Origin of the sequence: Pseudomonas sp. B111 (assembly GCF_026428275.1) — a bacterium.
GTDB lineage: Bacteria > Pseudomonadota > Gammaproteobacteria > Pseudomonadales > Pseudomonadaceae > Pseudomonas > Pseudomonas aeruginosa.
The window spans coordinates 5,930,768-5,950,136 of the sequence record NZ_CP097857.1 but is presented as its reverse complement, the minus strand read 5'-3'; the positions used below and the strand labels follow the sequence as shown (position 1 = coordinate 5,950,136).

Below are 19,369 nucleotides of genomic sequence, written 5' to 3'. Positions count from 1 at the left end.
GTGCGCAGACAACCCCGTCACCCCCCTACTAGAATTCACAGGTCATCCGCTCGTGCATGCCGTGCACGGCCATTCTTACCTGCCTGACGTTTCAAGGATTCTCCATGGCGACCGCCAACCTCCGTCGGGGCTATGTCCTCGGCCTGACGGCTTATGTGATCTGGGGATTGTTCCCGCTCTACTTCAAACTGCTCGAACGCATTCCCGCGGTGGAAATCATCGTCCAGCGCGCGGTCTGGTCGGCCCTGTTCGGCGCCGTCCTGCTGCTGTTCTGGAAGCACCCGGGCTGGTGGCGTGAGCTGCGCCAGAATCCGCAGCGCTTCGTCGTGCTGGCCGCCAGCGGACTGCTGATCGCCAGCAACTGGATGACCTATGTCTGGGCGGTGAACAACGGCCACATGCTGGAAGCCAGCCTGGGCTACTACATCAATCCGCTGATCAACGTGATGCTCGGCATGTTGCTGCTCAAGGAACGCCTGCGTCCTCTGCAATGGCTGGCGGTGGCCCTGGCTTCGCTGGGCGTGGCGCAGCAGGTCTGGCAACTCGGCAGCCTGCCCTGGGTGTCGCTGGTGCTGGCCCTGACCTTCGGCTTCTACGGCCTGATCCGCAAAAAGGCGCCGGTCGCCGCGCTGCCCGGACTGGTGGTGGAAACCTGGCTGCTGCTGCCGCTGGCGCTGGTCTGGTTGCTGTTTTTCGCCGACGGGCCGACCAGCGAAACGGCTTTCTGGAGCACCCCGGAAGCCCTGTGGGTGGTCGCCGCGGGCCCGGTGACGCTGGTTCCGCTGGTCTGCTTCAACGCTGCGGCAAGGCACCTGCCCTACGCCACCCTGGGCTTCCTGCAATACCTGGCACCGACGCTGGTCCTGCTACAGGCGATCCTGCTGTTCGGCGAGCATCTGGACTCCAGCCGCCTGACCGCCTTCGCTTTCATCTGGCTCGCCCTGGCCGTCTACAGCTTCGACGCCTGGCGCAGCCTGCGCCGCCTTCCCCAGCCGGGCTGACGTTATCCCCAGGCTTGCGGAACTCCGCAAGCCTGGCGAAAAAACACGCACTCCTTCCTATCCCCCGCCAATACTGACGCTCAGCGATCCACCCCAGGCTTTTCCACAGGTTCATGCACGTACTTTGTGCATAGACCTGCCTTCTCCTCCCCGCAGGCGCGTGGATAACTCGTCGGAAGAAGCCCTGCAAAGCGCCTGATCAGTCTTTGAGCACACCGCTGTATGCCAGTATTACCAAGGGTTACAACGATATACACAAGGCTTATCCACAAATCTGCCCAAGGCTTTTGTGAGCAACTGTGGATGAACCGGAAAAGCCATCGATCAAAAAACGTACTGACACCTGGAGTACCGATGGATAAAGGCCTGCATGGATTCTTCCCCGGCTTACCCACAGACTGCTCCACGTTATTTGTGCACAGGGGCAATGACAGCGGCGAAGGTTAATCCACAAGAAAAAGCGCAAGAGAGGCTGCTCAGAAAACGAGCAAACCCTTGTATCGCCCATGGATAAAGGCCTGCAAGGTTATCCACACAGAATACCCACAGGCTGGTCCACCTGGTTTGGGAATAACCGCAACGTAGCTGGTCAAAAAACGCGCTACGACCTCCAAGCCTCGCGGCGCCTGGGCTTCAGGGTTTCACCCAAGGCTTTTCCACAGGCCCGTCCCCGGCTTTCCTGAACAACTTCAGGACGCGTCCAGCACCAACTCCACCATCAGGTCGTCGGCCAGGTCTTCCAGTCGCTCGCGCAGGGTGTCCAGCGACAGGGTCAGCGGCACCGCCAGCAGCGCATCGGCATGGAACAGCGGTTCGCTGCTCATCGGCGCCGGGCGCACTTCGGTGGACAGGCTCTCCAGGTTCACCCCGTGCTCGGCCAGCAACCGGGTGATGTCGCGCACGATACCGGGGCGGTCGTTGCCCACCAGGTCGAGGTGGATAGGCTTCCAGTTACATACCGGCTCGATCCCGCTTTCCGCCAGGAGCACGCGGATACCGTGGCTGGACAGGCCCTGTAGCCCTTCCACCAGTTCGTCGTAGCCTTCCGCCGGCACGGCCACCCGCAGTATCCCGGCGAACTGCCCGGCCATCCGCGACATGCGGCTTTCCAGCCAGTTGCCGCCGTGGGAGGCGATGCATTGGGCGATGCGCTCGACCAGGCCGGGATGGTCGGTGGCGATCACGGTCAGGACCAGGTGATCCATGAGCTTGCCTCCTGCTGGGACGAATGGGAGTTCAGAGCTGCAGCCAGTAAGTGTAGAACTGTTCGTCACGGACATAGCCGAGGCGCTCGTAGAGCGACTGCCCGGCGTGGTTGGTCTTCGCCGTCTCCAGTTGTAGGCCGCAGGCGCCCATGCTTTCGGCGAAACCCCGGGCCTGGTTCATCAGGGCCTCGCCGACGCCCTGGCGGCGCGCCTCCGGACGGACGTAGAGATCGCTGAGCAGCCACGAAGGTCGTAGCGCCAGGGAGGCGAACAGCGGATAGAGTTGGACGAAGCCCAGCGCCCGCGCCTCGGCATCCCTGGCCAGGAACAGGGTCGAATCGCCCTGGCGCAGGCGCTCGGCGAGGAATGCGCGGACCTGCTCTTCCGGCGCCGGCACTTCGTAGAAGTCGAGGTAGGCGGAAAACAGCGGAACCAGGTCGGCGAGATCGGCGAGGGATGCGGCATGGACGGGCATGGCGAGGCTCCTGGGGCGATTCCGGGAGTATAGGCAAGGCGCTCGCAGCGCAGTGAAACATCCTGCGACGCCGCGCCGCAGTTGGGCTCGCGATAAATCGTGTACTGTTTTTAGATTTATCTGGAACAAAGTACAGTTTTTTTGCGAACATTGAGCCTGGCCAACGTGACCGTGAAGCGTCATCCAGTCGTAACGCGACGCGTAACCACTGATTTTTCCCGCGGCATCATGTAGTATGCCGCGGCTCGGACTACAAGGCCGTGCGGCCCGGGTCCAGAGCTGGTCTAGAGCAGAGTGAGGCAAACAATGACTGAACGCGTTCAAGTCGGTGGCCTGCAGGTCGCCAAAGTCCTGTTCGACTTCGTGAACAACGAAGCCATCCCCGGAACCGGCGTCTCTGCCGACACGTTCTGGACCGGTGCGGAGGCCGTGATCAACGACCTGGCGCCGAAGAATAAAGCCCTGCTCGCCAAGCGCGACGAACTCCAGGCCAAGATCGACGGCTGGCACCAGGCTCGCGCCGGCCAGGCCCACGACGCCGCTGCCTACAAGGCCTTCCTCGAGGAAATCGGCTACCTGCTGCCCGAGGCGGAAGACTTCCAGGCCGGCACCCAGAACGTCGACGACGAGATCGCCCGCATGGCCGGCCCGCAGTTGGTGGTGCCGGTGATGAATGCGCGCTTCGCCCTGAACGCCTCCAACGCCCGCTGGGGCTCGCTGTACGACGCGCTCTACGGCACCGACGTGATCAGCGAAGAAGGCGGCGCCGAGAAAGGCAAGGGCTACAACAAGGTTCGCGGCGACAAGGTCATCGCCTTCGCTCGCGCCTTCCTCGACGAGGCCGCGCCGCTGGAGTCCGGCTCCCATGTCGACGCCACTTCCTACAGCGTGAAGAACGGCGCGCTGGTCGTCGCGCTGAAGAACGGCAGCGAAACCGCCCTGAAGAACGCTGGCCAGTTCCTTGCCTTCCAGGGCGACGCCGCCAAGCCGCAAGCGGTACTGCTCAAGCACAACGGCCTGCACTTCGAAATCCAGATCGACCCCAGCAGCCCGGTCGGCCAGACCGATGCCGCAGGCGTGAAGGACGTGCTGATGGAAGCCGCCCTCACCACCATCATGGACTGCGAGGACTCGGTCGCCGCGGTCGACGCCGACGACAAGGTAGTGATCTACCGCAACTGGCTGGGCCTGATGAAAGGCGACCTGGCCGAGGAAGTCAGCAAGGGCGGCAGCACCTTCACCCGCACCATGAACCCGGACCGCGTCTACACCAGGGCCGACGGTTCCGAACTGACCCTGCACGGCCGCTCGCTGCTGTTCGTGCGCAACGTCGGCCACTTGATGACCAACGATGCGATCCTCGACAAGGACGGCAACGAAGTGCCGGAAGGCATCCAGGACGGTCTGTTCACCAGCCTGATCGCCATTCATGACCTGAACGGCAACACCAGCCGCAAGAACAGCCGCACCGGCAGCGTGTATATCGTCAAGCCGAAGATGCACGGTCCGGAAGAAGCCGCCTTCACCAACGAGCTGTTCGGCCGCGTCGAGGACGTCCTCGGCCTGCCGCGCAACACCCTGAAGGTCGGCATCATGGACGAGGAGCGCCGCACCACCGTGAACCTGAAGGCCTGCATCAAGGCGGCCAAGGATCGCGTGGTGTTCATCAACACCGGCTTCCTCGACCGCACCGGCGACGAGATCCACACCTCCATGGAAGCCGGCGCCGTGGTGCGCAAGGGCGCCATGAAGTCGGAGAAGTGGATCGGCGCCTACGAGAACAACAACGTCGACGTCGGCCTGGCCACCGGCCTGCAAGGCAAGGCGCAGATCGGCAAGGGCATGTGGGCCATGCCCGACCTGATGGCCGCCATGCTCGAGCAGAAGATCGGCCATCCGCTGGCCGGCGCCAACACCGCCTGGGTCCCGTCGCCGACCGCCGCGACCCTGCACGCCCTGCATTACCACAAGGTCGACGTGTTCGCCCGCCAGGCCGAGCTGGCCAAGCGCACCCCGGCCTCGGTGGACGACATCCTGACCATTCCGCTGGCGCCGAACACCAACTGGACCGCGGAAGAGATCAAGAACGAGGTGGACAACAACGCCCAGGGCATCCTCGGCTATGTCGTCCGCTGGATCGACCAGGGCGTCGGCTGCTCCAAGGTGCCGGACATCAACGACGTCGGTCTGATGGAAGACCGCGCCACCCTGCGCATCTCCAGCCAGCTGCTGGCCAACTGGCTGCGTCACGGCGTGATCAGCCAGGAGCAGGTGGTCGAGAGCCTCAAGCGCATGGCCGTGGTGGTCGACCGGCAGAACGCCAGCGACCCGTCCTACCGGCCGATGGCGCCGAACTTCGACGACAACGTCGCGTTCCAGGCCGCCCTGGAGCTGGTGGTGGAAGGCACCCGGCAGCCGAACGGCTATACCGAGCCGGTCCTGCATCGCCGCCGCCGCGAGTTCAAGGCGAAGAACGGGCTGTAGGCCGTTCGCCGCAGCGCAACGAAAAGCCGCCCCGAGGGGCGGCTTTTTCATTTCTTCGGGTAGCCATGCACACGCTCCCAACAGTCGTCACGCAGCTCCTCGGCATGGCTACGGATGCTGCCCCAACCGTTCTGCCGCAGCGCCTCCCGGGCCTCTCGACGTACCGCCTGCCATCCGGGGTGGGCATAGATGTCGAAGTCGAAGCAGCCCAGCGCTTCCTCGGGCAGCTCGTTGCACAGCGCCCAGACACGCCTCAAGGCATCGCGAAAACTCCCGGCCTGGTGACCCGGACAGCCTTCGAGCCACTCGTGCAGCGGCACGATCTTCTCCGACCAGGTAGAGCAGCCCGGGCAACTGCCGATGGTCTCTCTCTGCATGGCACCGTCAAGGGCCAGGAAATCGAGCGCCAGGAACGCCTCTGCGCTGAGCAGGACCCATCGATGCTCATCCTGCCCGTACCACGTCCAGATGAAACTGCCCGGCTCGTTCATGTCGGCTCCTGCGCCGAGGGAAAAGCCGCGACGATAGCCTAATCAGGCTGCGCCGAGAAAGCTCAGCACCGCGCCTTCGAACGCCTGCGGGAACTCGACGTTCGACAGATGCACCGCCGGCAGCGTAACCAGCCTGGCCCCGGCAATCGACGTGGCGATCAGCTCGCCGTGGCTGGCGGCGGTGACCGTGTCGTACGCCCCTGCGATCACCAGGGTCGGCCGCTCGATCCGCGTCAGTTGCGCGCGCAGGTCGGTATCGCGCACCGCCGCGAAGGAGCCGGCCAGGCCGTGCCGGTTGGTGGCCATGAGCATCGCCCGGAAGCGCTCGACGACGGGCGCGGCGCGCTCCAGCAGCGCCGGCGGAAACCAGTTGCCGAGGAAACCCGCGGCGGTCTCGCTCATGTCCTCGGCCTGCAGCACCGCGGCGATGCGCTCGTCCCACTGCGCCGCCGGGCCGAGCCAGGCCGAGGTGTTGGCCAGCACCAGCCGCTCGATCCGCTGCGGCGCATGCAGCGCCAGCCACTGGCCGACGATCCCGCCCAGGGACAGGCCGAGGAAATGCGCGCGCCGTACCTCCAGCGCGTCGAGCAGCTCCAGTACGTCCTCGCCCAGCCGGGCCAGGGTATAGGGCCCCGGCGGCACGCTGGAGGCGCCATGGCCACGGGCGTCGTAGCGCAGGACGCGGAAGTGCCGGGTCAGTGCCGGGAGTTGCGCATCCCACATGTGCAGGGTGGTGCCGATGGAGTTGGAGAGCGCCAGCAGCGGTTTCTCCGCCGCACCGTCCAGGCGATAGGCGAGGCTGGCGCCATCGCTGGTAGCGAGAAAAGACAGGTTGCCCATGGGAGCCTCCGGGGTCAGGGTGATTGCCATGCACGCCAGGCTAGTTGCGACGGCCCCTGGGAAAAACTACAAAGAATGGAACGACTCTGTCAGGGAAGCTGACATGCACGATTTCACCCTCCACGACCTCCAATGCTTCGACGCAGTGGTCGACGCCGGCGGCTTCCAGGCCGCCGCACAGCGCCTGCACCGCTCCCATCCGGCGGTGTTCGCCGCCGTTGCCAGGCTGGAGCGCCAGCTCGGCCTGGTGCTGCTGGAACGAGGCGGCTACCGGGTCGGCCTGACCGCCGCCGGTCGCTCCTTCCACCAGCGTGCCCAGGCCCTGCTCTACGAACTGGAAGGGCTGCGGGGCCACGCCGCGCACCTGGCCCAGGGCGAGGAAAGCGAGCTGCGCGTGGTACTGGGCGACCTCTGCCCGCCGCGCCCGGCCCTGGCGCTGCTCGCAGGGTTCTTCGGCAGCCAGCCGCAGACCCGCCTGCAATTGCTGTTCGAAACCGTCAGCGGCCCGCTGGAGCGCCTGCTGGACGGCGAGGCCGACCTGATCCTGCATCGCGTGGACAAGTCCGACCCACGCCTGGAATGGCTCGACCTGTGCAGGGTCGGGCTGGTCCCGGTCATCGCGCCGGGCCTGCTCGGCGATCCTCCGCCGCGATCGGTGCGCCCGGAACAACTGCGCCCCTTCGCCCAGTGCGTGATGCGCGACAGCGCCCGCCATTCGCCGCCGACGGACTATTTCATGCTCGCCGGCGCGCGACAGTGCAGCGTGCCGGACCAGCGAACGAAGAAAGAGGTGATCCTCCAGGGCCTCGGCTGGGGGCACCTGCCGGACTTCCTGGTCGACGAGGAACTGGCCGACGGCCGCCTGCTCGCCCTGGCCGGGCCGCATCTGCCAGGACGCAGCGAAGAGGTGGTGGCGGCGCGCCGGCGCGATCGCGCGCAGGGCCCGGTAGCGGAACGCCTGTGGGCGTTCCTGCGGGACAACGCTACGACGTTGCGGGGGAAAAGCGGCGACAGGGCGGAGGGCGCCAGGCGTCCTCGGTGAGAAACTGGCGGATATCGCCAGGCGCTATTCGCCCTACCCCCACACACTCCCCCGGCATCAACGTCGGCTTGCCGCCAGCTATTCCGCCATCTTGCGCAACGCCTCGCCATCCAGCCGGTAGCGCACCCACTCGTCCTGCGGCAGCGCGCCGATGGAGCGGTAGAAGTCGATGGCCGGCTGGTTCCAGTCCAGCACGCTCCACTCCAGGCGTCCGCAGTCGTTGGCCACGGCCTCGCGGGCCAACTCGCGGAGCAGCCGGCGACCGGCGCCGACGCCACGGTATTCCGGGGTGACGTAGAGGTCTTCGAGGTAGATGCCGTTGCGCCCCAGCCAGGTCGAGTAGCTGTAGAAATACACCGCATAGCCGATCGGCCGGCCTTCGCTCAGGCACATCAGCGCGCGGGTCGGCGAGCCTTCGGCGAACAGGCTGCGGCGGATGCCTTCGACGTCGGTGACCACCTCGTGGCGGGCGCGCTCGTAGTCGGCCAGTTCGATGATGAAGGCAAGGATCTGTTCGGCGTCGGCCGGTACGGCGGGACGGATTTCGAGAGTCATGGGCAACCTTCCGGTGGAGGATCCGGCCATCCTAGTGCGACTGCTAAGATGCATGAAGTGCATTCTTCTCATCGGCAACTGAATAACATGCATCCCCTGCTGCGCCGTCTCGATCTCAACCTCCTGCTTGTCTTCGACGCCCTGTATCGCCACCGCAACGTCGGCACCGCAGCCAGCGAACTGGCGATCAGCGCCTCGGCCTTCAGCCATGCGCTGGGGCGCCTGCGCCAGGGGCTGGACGACGAACTGTTCCTGCGCCAGGGCAATCGCATGCAGCCGACCCAGCGTGCCGAGCACCTGGCCGCTGCGGTGGCCGCCGCCCTGCGCGCCCTCGGCGAGGGGCTGGAAGAGTGGCGGCCGTTCGTACCGGGACAGAGCCAGCGTACCTTCGTCTTCGCCGCCACCGACTACACCGCCTTCGCCCTGCTTCCGCCGCTGATGAACCGCCTGCAGCACAGCGCGCCCGGAGTGCGCCTGCGCCTGGTCAACGCGGAACGCAAGTTGTCGGTGGAGGCCCTGGCCAGCGGGCGGATCAATTTCGCCCTCGGCTACGACGAGGAACACGAGCGCCTGCCCGAAGGCATCCAGGCCCATGACTGGTTCGCCGACCGCTACGTGGTGGTAGCGCGGCGCGACCACCCGCGCCTCGCCGGGGCGCCGACGCTGGAGGGCTACCTGGCCGAACGGCATGCGGTGGTGACGCCGTGGAACGAGGACAGCGGGGTGATCGACCGGCTGCTGGCCCGCTCCGGCCTGCGTCGCGAAGTGGCGGTGCAACTGCCGACGGTGCTGGCGGCGCTGTTCCTGGCAGGCTCCACCGATTTCCTGCTCACCGCTCCCCGACATGCCGCACGGGCCCTGGCGGAAGCCGCCGGCCTCGCCCTGTATCCCGCGCCGTTCGACATTCGGCCCTACGTGCTGCGGCTCTACAGCCACGTCCAGCATGTCGGGCGTGATGCCCATGCGTGGATGATCGGGCAGTTGAAGGGCCTGGATATTTCCCGGACGGGCTGAGCTTCGCGCCGCGCACCGTCGACGGGCGCGGCGGTAACACTGGGCACAATTATTGTGCACAATTTTCCCAATACGCTCTCCTGGCGCCACGCTTTTTTCCCCTCTCCCTCGTCCGTCCGCATAAGCCTATGAATCAGTTCGAAATTCTTACCTGATCGAGGCGACAGCTTTTTCCCAAGCGGTTTCAGGGGCTTGCCGGTGAAAGGCCGGTTTCCGCAGAACACGGAAAAGTCGGTCGAGGATCGGTTGGCACATAACTGGCTTAAATCTTCGAAATTCTTGTATACAAAAACAACAGACGAACCCGACCTCGCGCCGAGTTCTTCCGACTGCCGGAGGAGACCGCCATGTCCAGCACCCCGAAGCCGCCCGCCTCGCCCCGCGAGTTTTCTCCCTCGCTGCTCGACCTCGGCACCCTGGAAAGCCTCGACAGCCTGCCGCGCGCCGGTCAGCGGAGCGCGGAGTTCTCCGCCTCGCTGCTCGACCTGGGCACTCCGGCCAGTCTCGACTGCCTACCACGCGCCGGGCTGCGCGCAGCGGAGTTCTCGGCGGCGCGCCTGGACCTGGGCACTCCCGCCAGTCTCGATTGCCTGCCCCGCGCCAGCCATCACGCCGGCACCGAACTGCCGCCGCTGAGCCCGCGCCTGTACAGCGCCGATCTCGCCCCGACCAAGGCCGAAGGGCGCCGCTGGGGACGCTACAGCCTGTTCGCGCTGTGGACCAACGACGTGCACAACATCGCCAACTACTCCTTCGCCATCGGTCTCTTCGCCCTCGGCATGAGCGGCGCGCAGATCCTCGCCGCGCTGGCCCTGGGCGCGCTGATGGTCTACGGGCTGATGAACCTGTCCGGCTACATGGGCCAGAAGACCGGCCTGCCCTACCCGGTGATGTGCCGCATCGCCTTCGGCATCCACGGCGCACAACTCCCCGCGCTGATCCGCGCGGTGATCGCCATCGCCTGGTTCGGCATCCAGACCTACCTCGCCTCCATCGTCCTGCGCGTGCTGCTGACGGCGATCTGGCCGGGGCTCGCAGCCTACGACCAGGACGCCATCCTCGGGCTGTCGAGCCTGGGCTGGGCGACCTTCGTCTCCATCTGGTGCGTGCAACTGCTGATCTTCGCCTACGGCATGGAGATGGTGCGTCGCTACGAATCCTTCGCCGGACCGGTGATCCTGCTCACCGTCGCCGCCCTCGCCGCCTGGATGTACCTGCGCGCCGGCGCCTCCATCGCCTGGTCAAGCGGCGAACCCATGAGCGGTTCGCAGATGTGGTTGAAGATCTTCGGCGGCGCGGCGTTCTGGGTGACCCTGTACGGCACCATGATCCTGAACTTCTGCGACTTCGCCCGCGGCTGCCCGGATCGGCGCACCATCAGCGTCGGCAACTTCTGGGGGCTGCCGGTGAACATCCTGCTGTTCGGCCTGTTCGCGGTGGTCCTCGCCGGCGCCCAGTTCAGGATCGACGGCCAGCTCATCCAGAGCCCCACCGACATCGTCGCCGCGATCCCCGACACCCTCTTCCTGGTGCTGGCCAGCCTGGCGCTGCTGATCGTCACCGTGGCGGTGAACATCATGGCCAACTTCGTCGCCCCGGCCTACGTACTCACCAACCTGGCGCCGAACCTGCTGAACTTCCGCCGCGCCGGGCTGATCAGCGCGACCATCGCAGTGCTGATCCTGCCCTGGCACCTGTACAACAGCCCCGGGGTGATCCTCTACTTCCTCGGCGGCCTCGGCGCGCTGCTCGGCCCGCTGTACGGGATCATCATGGTCGACTACTACCTGGTGCGGAAAGGCCGGGTGAACCTGCCGGAGCTGTACACCGAAAGCCGCGCCGGCGCCTATCACTACGCGCGAGGGGTGAACCCGCGGGCCATCGCCGCGTTCGTCCCGGCGGCGATCATCTCCACCCTGCTGGCATTGTTGCCGGCATTCGCCGAGCTATCGCCGTTCTCCTGGTTCTTCGGCGCCGGCCTGGCCGGCCTGATCCACTATGCCCTGGCCAAGCGCCGCACGGCCTACCGCGAAGTTTCCGGCGAAGCGATCGCGGTGGACAGCGTGCAGCACTGAAGGATACCTGGCCGGCCTGGGCGCGACACCCGCCTAGGCCGGCAGTAGCGCCTGCAATTCTTCCTCGATCGCATCCAGCGCCTGGAACGACCGCTCGACGCGGGCCACCGCGACCGCCCCCTCCAGCGCCGCGAGGATCAGCCAGGCGCGCGAGGCGGCGAGCTTTTCCGCCAGTCCGTCGGCGCGCAACGCACGCTCGATGCTGGCGTGCCAGGCGCGGAGCGCCCGGCGGCATTCAGCGTGCACCGGGGCCAGCTCGGCGTCGATGCTCAGGCTGGTGGAAAGCACCGGGCAGGCCTCTTCGAAACGCGAATGCTCCAGCCAGCCACGCAGGGTCGCGGTGAACTGGCGGAGGACGTTGCGCGCATGGGGGGCCTGGGTCCCGGCGCGGTCGAGGAAGGACGCCACCTCGTCGGCGACGAAGCCGATCGCGGCGCTGGCGATCTGCGGCTTGCCCTCGGGGAAATAGTGATAGAGCGAGCCTTTCGGCGCCTCGGCGCGAGCGATGATGTCGCTCAGCCCGGTGCCGAAATACCCGCGGCTGGCCAGCAGCGAGGCGGTGGCATGGACGATCCGTTCGGCGGCATTGGACTTCTTCGGCAAACCTGACTCCCCAACTCACGGCAGACGACCGGGCAAGCATGCCCGAGCCTCAGGGCAGATGAAACACGCCGCTGGCGCTGGCCACCAGGCGCTCGCCGCTGTGCAGCCGGGCCGAGGCGAAGGCCATGCGCTGGCCGAGCTTGTCGACCCGGGTATGCACCTCCAGCCAGTCGCCGACCCGCGCGACCCCGCAGAAGTCCAGGCGCAGGCCGACGGTGACCATCGGCTGCGGCGGTTCGCGGGAGAACGCCATGGCGTAGCCGAGGCCAACGTCGGCCAGGGTCGAGAGCAGGCCGCCGTGGGCGGTGCCACCGTGGTTGCAGTGCTTTTCGTCGATGCGCAGCGCCACCACCAACTGGCGCTGGGCGTCGTGCCGGCAGAAGAAAGGACCGAGCAGGTCGAGCAACGGACTGCTGCGGAACAGCGGCTGGAACCCTTCGGGGACGTTCATCACGGTGCGGCCTCCGTTTTATATAGACTGGTCTATATAAAATATGCCCGGACGCTGGATCCACCAGCGCCGCGAAGGTCTTATCGAGGCGCTGAATGGCGCTTCATCAGGACGGCGCCCTGGGCGCCGCCCGCACTCCCTCTCAGCGGCTCATCGGACCGCGCACCGGCCGCTCGCGGGCGTGGCTGGTCGCGCTGAGCGGCGCGCCGGCCTCGCGCAGCGCCTGGCGCTGTTCGGCGACCGGGGTCTGCGCGGTGGCCTTCTCGAAACGCGCCAGATGCTGGAAGGCCGGCAGGGCGAAAGCGTCAGCCAACAGGCGCGCCAGGCGCGGCCAGCGCTCGCCGTCGACCTGGTAGCGCGCCAACTGGGCATTGCGGAACAGGCAGGCGACGGCGACATCGGCGATGGACAGCTCGCCGCACAGCCAGCCGCTTGGCGGGACCCGCCCTTCCAGGTAGTTGCAGATCGATGGCAGGTCTTCGTCGTAGGTGCGTTGCAGGATCGCCTGGTCGGGTTCGCGCTGCCAGATGCCGCGGTTGATCACCAACTGGTGGAACAACTGCCAGATGATCACCTGGCCCAGCCGCGAATCGGCGTACTCCTCCAGCCAGCGGGCCTGGGCGCGCTGGCCGATGTCGGTGGGATATAGGCTCGGCTGCGGGTAGCGCTCCTCCAGGTACTGGCAGATCACGCTGGAATCGTTGAGGACGAAGTCACCGTCCACCAGCACCGGAATCTGGCGCAACGGACTGAGGCGCTCGAAGGCCTCGTCGCCGAAGAACGGCACGATGGGGTCGATGCGGTAGGCGATGCCTTTCAGTTCCAGCAGCACCAGCACCTTGCGCACATAGGGGGACAGATAGGAACCGATGATCAGCAAAGGTTCGGCCACGGCGAGACTCCTGTTCTTGTTATGGGAACGCCGATCCTCCGGCAAACCGGTGGGACGACTCAAGTGGCTTCCCGACGGACGCCAATTGCAGGGATAGTCGCACTTTGCGATCATTTGCGAATAATTCTCGTTTTTCCATTCAATCCCGTTTCGGGATGGGGAGCGGCCGTGTCGGCGGGTGACGTCAGCAACAGCGAATTCGTGGGTAGCCTGTACCGGGACCACCGCGGCTGGCTGCTTGCCTGGCTGAACCGCAACCTCGGCTGCCGCCAGCGCGCCGAAGACCTCAGCCAGGACACCTTCGTTCGCCTTCTCGGCCGCCCGGAGCTGCCCGGCCTGCGCGAACCACGCGCGTTCCTGGCGAAGGTGGCGCGCGGCCTGATGATCGACCACTTCCGCCGCGCCGCCCTTGAGCAGGCCTATCTCGTCGAACTGGCGCTGGTTCCGGAAGCGGAGCAGCCTTCGGCCGAAGAGCAGTACCTGATTCTCGAGGATCTCCGCGAGATTGATCGCCTGCTTGGCACGCTGTCGCTGAAGGCGCGCAGCGCGTTTCTCTATAGCCGCCTGGACGGCATGCCCCACGCGGAGATCGCCGAGCGTCTCGGAGTCTCGGTGCCGCGCGTGCGCCAATACCTGGCCCAGGGCCTGCGCCAGTGCTATATCGCCCTCTACGGAGAGCCCCGGTGAGCGCCGACGATCGTCATTCGCCGGTACGCGCGCGGGTGCTCGACGAAGCCATCGCCTGGCAATTGCTGCTCGACTCCGGCGAAGCCCATCCCGACGATCACCGCGCCTTCCACCGCTGGTACGCGGCGCATCCCGAACACGAACGCGCCTGGGAACAGCTCGGCGGCCTCGACCGGCACCTGGCGAGAGCCGCCAACGGGCCGGCGCGCAACGCCCTGCTATCCGGCAACGCACGCTTCAAGCGCCGCCTGCGCCGGCTCGGCGGCAGCGCCCTGGGGCTAGTGCTGGCGCTGGGCGTCGGGCTCGGCCTGGCCAACCGCTACGTCCCGGTCCGCTACCTGCTGGCCGACGCCTACAGCGCCACCGGCGAGCAGCGCGAGCTGACCCTCCCGGATGCCACCCATGTGCGCCTGAACAGCCGCAGCGCCATCGACGTCCGCTTCGACGGCGAACGCCGCCAGGTCGTGCTACTGGCCGGCGAGATCCTGGTGGAAACCGCCCATGGCGACCCGCGCCCCTTCGTGGTCAGCAGCGCCGATGGCGACATGCGCGCCCTCGGCACGCGCTTCCTGGTGCGCCGCGAGGAACCCGGCACGCGCCTCACCGTGTTGCAGTCTGCGGTGGCCGCGCGCGCGGAAACGCTCAGCGAAGAGCGTGTGATCAAGGAAGGCCAGCAGGTGCTGATCCTGCCGCAAGGCCTGCAGGCCAGCGAAGCGGCCCCGGCCCTGGCCGGCGCCTGGGCACAAGGCATGCTGGTGGTGGAGAACGCCCGGCTGGCCGACCTGGTGGCGGAACTGGGGCGCTATTCGCCGGCGCTGCTGCGGGTCGACCCGAGCATCGCCGACCTGCGCGTCACCGGCAGTTTCCCGCTGAAGGACACCCGCCTCGCCCTTCAGGCTTTGGAGCCGAGCCTGCCGGTGCGCAGCGTGAGGCACAACGCCTGGTGGTTCGAAGTGGTGCCACGCTGAACCGAACGGGCCGGCGAAAAATTTTTCCCGCCGGCCCTATCACTTTTTCCGACTCGTCCGGCAAGGAGGCATTGAGACTCGTTTCCATCCAGGAGCCCCGCACATGCCCCGCCCGACGTTCCGTCCCGGCCTGCTCGCCCTAGCCATCGCCCTCGCCGTTCCCGCACCGTTCCTCCACGCCGCCCCAGCCGAACAGGCCAGCGTGCGCGACTACCGCATCGCCGCCGGGCCGCTGGCAGGCACCCTGAACCGCATCGCGGCCCAGGCCGGCCTGGTCCTCACCCTGGACCCGGCGCTCGCCGAAGGACGCAGCGCCCACGCCGTACAAGGTCGCTTCGACGCGCCCGGCGCATTGCGCGAAGCGCTCAAGGGCAGCGGCCTGGAGCTGGTGGAAAATGCCGGCGGCACCTACAGCCTGCGCAAGGTGCCGGAAGACACCCTGTCGTTGCAGGCGATGACGGTCAGCGGCGCCGAGGAAGACCCACTGGGGCCGACCAGCGGCTACGTGGCCAAGCGCAGCATGACCGGGACCAAGACCGATACGCCGATCCTCGAGACCCCGCGCTCGATCTCGGTGGCGACCCGCCAGCAGATGACCGACCGCGCCGTGCACAACCTCGACGACGCGGTGCGCTACATGCCCGGCGTCGTCGCCAGCAGTTTCGGCAGCGACTCCCGTTCCGACTGGTTGAAGGTGCGCGGCTTCAAGCCGACCCAGTTCCTCGATGGATTGCCGATGGCGACAGGCTCATACAACAACCCGAAGCTGGAGACCTGGAACCTGGAGCGCCTCGCCCTGCTCCGCGGCCCGGCCTCCTCGGTCTACGGCCAGACCCCGCCCGGCGGCATGCTCGACATGGTCAGCCTGCGTCCGCAGAACGTCGCCAGTCACGAGGTGAAGGCCGAGATCGGCAACTACAACCACAAGCAGATCAGCTTCGACAGCACCGGCCCGATCGACGACGAGGGGCGCTTTCTCTATCGCCTCTCCGGCGTGGTGCGCGACAGCAACACCCAGGTCGACCATATCGACGACAAGCGCTACAACATCGCCCCGAGCCTGACCTGGAACATCGACGACGATACCCGGCTGACCTTCCTCAGCCAATTCAACCGCGACGATACAGCCGCCACCAGCCAATTCTTGCCGTTACGCGGGACCAAATACGACGCTCCGTTCGGAAAGATCTCCCATCACAAAAACCTCGGCGATCCGGACTGGGACTTCTACGACCGCACCTACTATTGGTTGGGCTATTCCTTCGAACGGCGCATCAACGATGTCTGGCAGTTTCGCCAGAACCTGCGCTACCTGCGCAACGACCTGTCGTTCCAGACGCTTACGCCAACCAGCAGTATCGATGCGGCCAGCGCCGACGGCACCTTACAGCGCATGACGACCTCGGTGGACGAGGACATCAGTCAGTTCGTGGTAGATAACAATTTCCAGGCTGACTTCGAGACCGGTGCGCTGCGCCATACTCTCCTGCTGGGTATCGATCACAACCGCACCCGCACCGACTACACCTCGATCTACAACTTCACCGGTGTGCCGCCGACCAACGTCAACAACCCGATCTATGGTCAGCCAATTCCCAAGCCATCGCGCTCTAGTGCGTTCTATGACTACCGACAGAAGACTTATCAGACCGGGCTCTACGTCCAGGATCAGATCGCCCTCGACAACTGGCGCCTGACCCTCGGCGGCCGTGAGGACTGGGTACATGCCGGCGCCACGTTCTACAATCAGAACGATGCCACCAACACCAGCCGCGACAAGAAATTCAGCGGTAACGCAGCTCTGAGCTACATCTTCGACAACGGCCTGGCGCCCTACCTTTCCTATGCAGAGTCATTCCAGCCAAGCACCGGCGCCGACGATATAGGCTCCAACAAGATGTTCAAACCCACCGAAGGCAAACAATGGGAACTGGGCGTCAAGTATCAACCCGTAGGCTCCGATTCGCTGTTCACCGCAGCCGTCTACGACCTACGCCAGGAGAACGTGAGGGTCACCGACAACGTCAATGGGACACCCACTACCTCGCAGGCTGGCGAGGTTAAGGTCACCGGCTTGGAACTGGAAGCCACCAGCAACGTCACAGACAATCTGAAAGTGATCGGCTCCTATAGCTACACCGACACCGAAGTGAAAAAAGGCCAGTACGCAGGCAACCGCCTGCAACAGGCGCCGCGCAACCAGGCCTCGCTATGGGCCGACTACACCTGGCACGAGGGTGCGCTGAACGGTTTCAGCGTGGGTGCCGGCGCCCGCTACGTAGGCTCGACCTACGGCGACCAGGCCAACACCTACGACGGCTACGCCGGCTCGTACACCCTGTACGACGCCGCCGTGCGCTACGACCTGGGCCAATTGAACGGCAGCCTGAAAGGCGTCAGCGTGGCGGTCAATGCCAACAATCTGTTCAACAAGGACTACCTGGCGTCCTGCGACGGCTACTACTGCTACTACGGCGACCAGCGCAGCGTGGTGGGCAGCGTCAGCTACAAGTGGTAAGCGACGCGTCACAGGTGCGCAACGGCGGATAACCGCTTCGCGGTTATCCGCCCTACCGCAGAAAGTACCTTCCGGGCACCGGATGCCCTCCTCCCGCCTGTGGGAGAGGGCCGGGATATCGGTAGCCGGCGCATCGGGGAGGAGCTGCATTCCGGGCGCCGGAGATCGTCGTTCACCCCGCGATCCGACCCCACAGCGCGCTGGCGTCGTCGTGGATCTTGAAACGCGGGAAAGCCAGGGCCTGGTCGTCGCCCTGTTCGATCTCGCGCAACTCGTCGAGCATGGCGCTCACTCCGACGTCCTCGAGGCGCCGCAGCAACTGTTCGTCGGTATAGCGGCGGAAAGGCTCGACCAGCCGGTCGAAGCCGTCGGTCATCAGCACGAAGGAACGCAACGCGGCGAGCGGCAAGGTCTCGCGCTGCACCTGGCCGAGCCAGCGGTCGCTGATGTCCAGCGCCCAGTAGCCCTCGGGCTTGTTCATCAGCAGGCGGTTCTGCCGCACGCGCGGGCGGCTGGCCTTGAACAGTTCGGCGTGATCCCACTGCGGATGTTCCTCGCGCATCCGGCAGAAATGCGCCAGGGATTGCCGGTCCAGTTCGTACAGGGCCGAATCGCCGAAGCTGCGTACCTGGCCGTCGGCGCCTTCGACGAGAATCCGGCTGTCGCCGATGTTGAGCAGTTCGATTTCTCCGCCGCGAATCCGCAGCAGGCTCAGGCAGGCCGCCGGCATGTCTTCGAGGTCGTGCCAGTCGCGGCCGCTCTGGGCGCGGAAGTCGCCCTGGATATCGTTGAGCAGGCGCCGCAGCAGGGTCTCGCTGGATTGCTCGGGCTCGACTTCCAGCAGCAACCGCAGGTGCCGGTCCACCGCCTGGGCCAGCCAGCGCGCGTCGCTTTCCACGCCCAGCACGCTGCGACCGATGCTGGTGGCACCGTCGATCACCCAGGCGGCCTGCGCCGTGCAGCCCAGCGCATCGTCGTTCACCGCGCCCCCCGCGCGGCATTCCGCCCCGAGTATTTCCACTGTGGCCATTCGCAGTTCCTCCTATGCTCAATGCGCTGCCAGAATAGCAAGACAGAGCCTTTCCACGTTCCGCTCGTCGTTCCGGGAGAACCGTATGCGTCACCTGCCCTACCCGCTGCTGGGCCTGCTCCTGGCCCTGTCGTCGACCGGCGCCGCCCTGGCCGGCGAACAGTACTACCCGCTGGACAAGGGCTCCGCGCCCTACGCGGTCGCGCCCAGTGCACAGGGTGCGGTCTGGTACGGCGCGGACGGCGGGCATTCGCTGGGGCGCCTCGACCCGACCAGTGGCGAGAGCGTGCAGGTGCCGCTCGGCGAAGGCGCGCGGCCGCGAGCCATCGTCAGCGACGAGAGCGGCAACGCCTGGGTGCTCGACAGTGGCCTCAACGCCATCCTTCGCATCGGCGGCGAGCGCCTGGGCAGCGAACGTTTCCCGCTACCGGCCAAGGTCGCGCCGGCCGGGCTCGAGTCCGCGGTATTCGACGACGACGGGCGCCTCTGGTTCACCGGCAGCCGCGGCTTCCACGGTCGCCTCGACCCAGCCAGGCGCCTGGTGGAGGTCTGGCCCTCGCCCCAGGGCAAGGCGGCGAACGGCATCTGCGTCACTCCGGACGGCGAGGTCTGGTACGCGCAGGACGACGCGCTGGTGCATGTCGATCCGCTCGACGGCAGCGCCGAGCGGTTGCCCGCACCTGAAGGCACGAAGGCCTTGCGCGGGATCGGCGCCGACTCCATCGGCAGGCTCTGGGCCAGCGACAGCGGTGGCGCCCGGCTGTACCGCTACGATCCCAGCGATGCCTCGTGGCAGAGCTGGCCGCTGCCGGACAGCCAGGCCCGCCCGGACAGCCTGCGGGTCGACACCATGGACCGTATCTGGCTGCACGACGCCGCCAGCGGGGCGCTCTTGCGTTTCGACAGTGAGCAGGCGACATTTCGCGTCCTGCCCAGCGACCGGCCGGCGCCCGGCAACGCCCTGCTCGGCAGTCGCCCCGGAGAAACCTGGAGCGCCGAGCCTGCCGCCGATCGTCTACGCGTCGTCCGCGACTGATC

18 protein-coding genes are annotated in these 19,369 nt (G+C 66.4%); 9 read left to right on the top strand and 9 right to left on the bottom strand.

Annotated elements, in window-relative coordinates:
* Nucleotides 1-104: 104 nt before the first annotated feature.
* Nucleotides 105-1,001, top strand: coding sequence for an EamA family transporter RarD (gene rarD / locus M6E97_RS27525; protein ID WP_003103301.1), 897 nt, complete (start codon nt 105-107; stop codon nt 999-1,001).
* Between the two features lie 689 nt (nt 1,002-1,690).
* On the opposite strand, the gene M6E97_RS27520 is transcribed toward rarD, so the two are convergent.
* Both M6E97_RS27520 and M6E97_RS27515 read right to left on the bottom strand, forming a co-directional pair.
* Entirely contained in the window at nt 1,691-2,206 is a 516-nt protein-coding gene (locus M6E97_RS27520; RefSeq protein WP_003084789.1) for a glycine cleavage system protein R, read from the bottom strand.
* 31 nt (nt 2,207-2,237) lie between these two features.
* A complete protein-coding gene (locus M6E97_RS27515; RefSeq protein WP_003084786.1) occupies nt 2,238-2,681 on the bottom strand; it encodes a GNAT family N-acetyltransferase in 444 nt (147 codons plus the stop codon).
* A 306-nt stretch (nt 2,682-2,987) separates the two neighbouring features.
* Here M6E97_RS27515 and M6E97_RS27510 point away from each other — a divergent pair, with 306 nt between their 5' ends.
* Entirely contained in the window at nt 2,988-5,165 is a 2,178-nt protein-coding gene (locus M6E97_RS27510; protein ID WP_003111109.1) for a malate synthase G, read from the top strand.
* 47 nt (nt 5,166-5,212) lie between these two features.
* On the opposite strand, the gene M6E97_RS27505 is transcribed toward M6E97_RS27510, so the two are convergent.
* Together M6E97_RS27505 and pcaD are read right to left on the bottom strand one after the other, a co-directional pair.
* Nucleotides 5,213-5,656 (bottom strand): hypothetical protein, encoded by a 444-nt coding sequence (locus M6E97_RS27505; protein ID WP_009315086.1) that lies wholly within the window; start codon nt 5,654-5,656, stop codon nt 5,213-5,215.
* Between the two features lie 42 nt (nt 5,657-5,698).
* Complete coding sequence (pcaD, locus tag M6E97_RS27500; RefSeq protein WP_034005226.1) at nt 5,699-6,496, bottom strand: 3-oxoadipate enol-lactonase; 798 nt, start codon at nt 6,494-6,496, stop codon at nt 5,699-5,701.
* 103 nt (nt 6,497-6,599) lie between these two features.
* Here pcaD and M6E97_RS27495 point away from each other — a divergent pair, with 103 nt between their 5' ends.
* The gene (locus M6E97_RS27495; protein ID WP_009315084.1) at nt 6,600-7,538 is read left to right on the top strand and encodes a LysR family transcriptional regulator; all 939 of its coding nucleotides are present in this window, start codon (nt 6,600-6,602) and stop codon (nt 7,536-7,538) included.
* A gap of 78 nt (nt 7,539-7,616) precedes the next feature.
* On the opposite strand, the gene M6E97_RS27490 is transcribed toward M6E97_RS27495, so the two are convergent.
* The gene (locus M6E97_RS27490; RefSeq protein ID WP_003084777.1) at nt 7,617-8,093 is read right to left on the bottom strand and encodes a GNAT family N-acetyltransferase; all 477 of its coding nucleotides are present in this window, start codon (nt 8,091-8,093) and stop codon (nt 7,617-7,619) included.
* A gap of 87 nt (nt 8,094-8,180) precedes the next feature.
* Between M6E97_RS27490 and M6E97_RS27485 the strand changes: the two genes are divergently transcribed.
* Complete coding sequence (locus tag M6E97_RS27485) at nt 8,181-9,107, top strand: LysR substrate-binding domain-containing protein (RefSeq protein WP_034005225.1); 927 nt, start codon at nt 8,181-8,183, stop codon at nt 9,105-9,107.
* Between the two features lie 347 nt (nt 9,108-9,454).
* Nucleotides 9,455-11,182 (top strand): NCS1 family nucleobase:cation symporter-1, encoded by a 1,728-nt coding sequence (locus M6E97_RS27480; RefSeq protein WP_079382165.1) that lies wholly within the window; start codon nt 9,455-9,457, stop codon nt 11,180-11,182.
* Between the two features lie 33 nt (nt 11,183-11,215).
* On the opposite strand, the gene M6E97_RS27475 is transcribed toward M6E97_RS27480, so the two are convergent.
* The 3 genes from M6E97_RS27475 to M6E97_RS27465 all read right to left on the bottom strand — a co-directional run bounded on the left by M6E97_RS27475 (nt 11,216) and on the right by M6E97_RS27465 (nt 13,128).
* The gene (locus tag M6E97_RS27475; RefSeq protein ID WP_003084771.1) at nt 11,216-11,785 is read right to left on the bottom strand and encodes a TetR/AcrR family transcriptional regulator; all 570 of its coding nucleotides are present in this window, start codon (nt 11,783-11,785) and stop codon (nt 11,216-11,218) included.
* A gap of 49 nt (nt 11,786-11,834) precedes the next feature.
* Nucleotides 11,835-12,239, bottom strand: a complete 405-nt coding sequence (locus tag M6E97_RS27470; protein ID WP_003084769.1) for a PaaI family thioesterase — start codon at nt 12,237-12,239, stop codon at nt 11,835-11,837.
* Between the two features lie 139 nt (nt 12,240-12,378).
* The gene (locus M6E97_RS27465) at nt 12,379-13,128 is read right to left on the bottom strand and encodes a glutathione S-transferase family protein (RefSeq protein ID WP_023092327.1); all 750 of its coding nucleotides are present in this window, start codon (nt 13,126-13,128) and stop codon (nt 12,379-12,381) included.
* A gap of 168 nt (nt 13,129-13,296) precedes the next feature.
* On the opposite strand from M6E97_RS27465, the gene M6E97_RS27460 reads away from it, so the two are divergent.
* The 3 genes from M6E97_RS27460 (at nt 13,297) to M6E97_RS27450 (ending at nt 17,301) form a co-directional block, all read left to right on the top strand.
* Nucleotides 13,297-13,815 (top strand): RNA polymerase sigma factor, encoded by a 519-nt coding sequence (locus M6E97_RS27460; protein ID WP_023435392.1) that lies wholly within the window; start codon nt 13,297-13,299, stop codon nt 13,813-13,815.
* The gene (locus M6E97_RS27455; RefSeq protein ID WP_023109578.1) at nt 13,812-14,783 is read left to right on the top strand and encodes a FecR domain-containing protein; all 972 of its coding nucleotides are present in this window, start codon (nt 13,812-13,814) and stop codon (nt 14,781-14,783) included. Before M6E97_RS27460 ends, M6E97_RS27455 begins: the two co-directional genes overlap by 4 nt.
* A gap of 103 nt (nt 14,784-14,886) precedes the next feature.
* On the top strand, nt 14,887-17,301 hold the full coding sequence (locus M6E97_RS27450) for a TonB-dependent siderophore receptor (protein WP_034005224.1): 2,415 nt from the start codon (nt 14,887-14,889) through the stop codon (nt 17,299-17,301).
* 172 nt (nt 17,302-17,473) lie between these two features.
* On the opposite strand, the gene M6E97_RS27445 is transcribed toward M6E97_RS27450, so the two are convergent.
* Nucleotides 17,474-18,331, bottom strand: coding sequence for a PP2C family serine/threonine-protein phosphatase (locus M6E97_RS27445; RefSeq protein ID WP_003084748.1), 858 nt, complete (start codon nt 18,329-18,331; stop codon nt 17,474-17,476).
* Nucleotides 18,332-18,416: 85 nt separating this feature from the next.
* On the opposite strand from M6E97_RS27445, the gene M6E97_RS27440 reads away from it, so the two are divergent.
* On the top strand, nt 18,417-19,367 hold the full coding sequence (locus tag M6E97_RS27440) for a lyase (RefSeq protein ID WP_034005223.1): 951 nt from the start codon (nt 18,417-18,419) through the stop codon (nt 19,365-19,367).
* Nucleotides 19,368-19,369 lie beyond the last annotated feature (2 nt).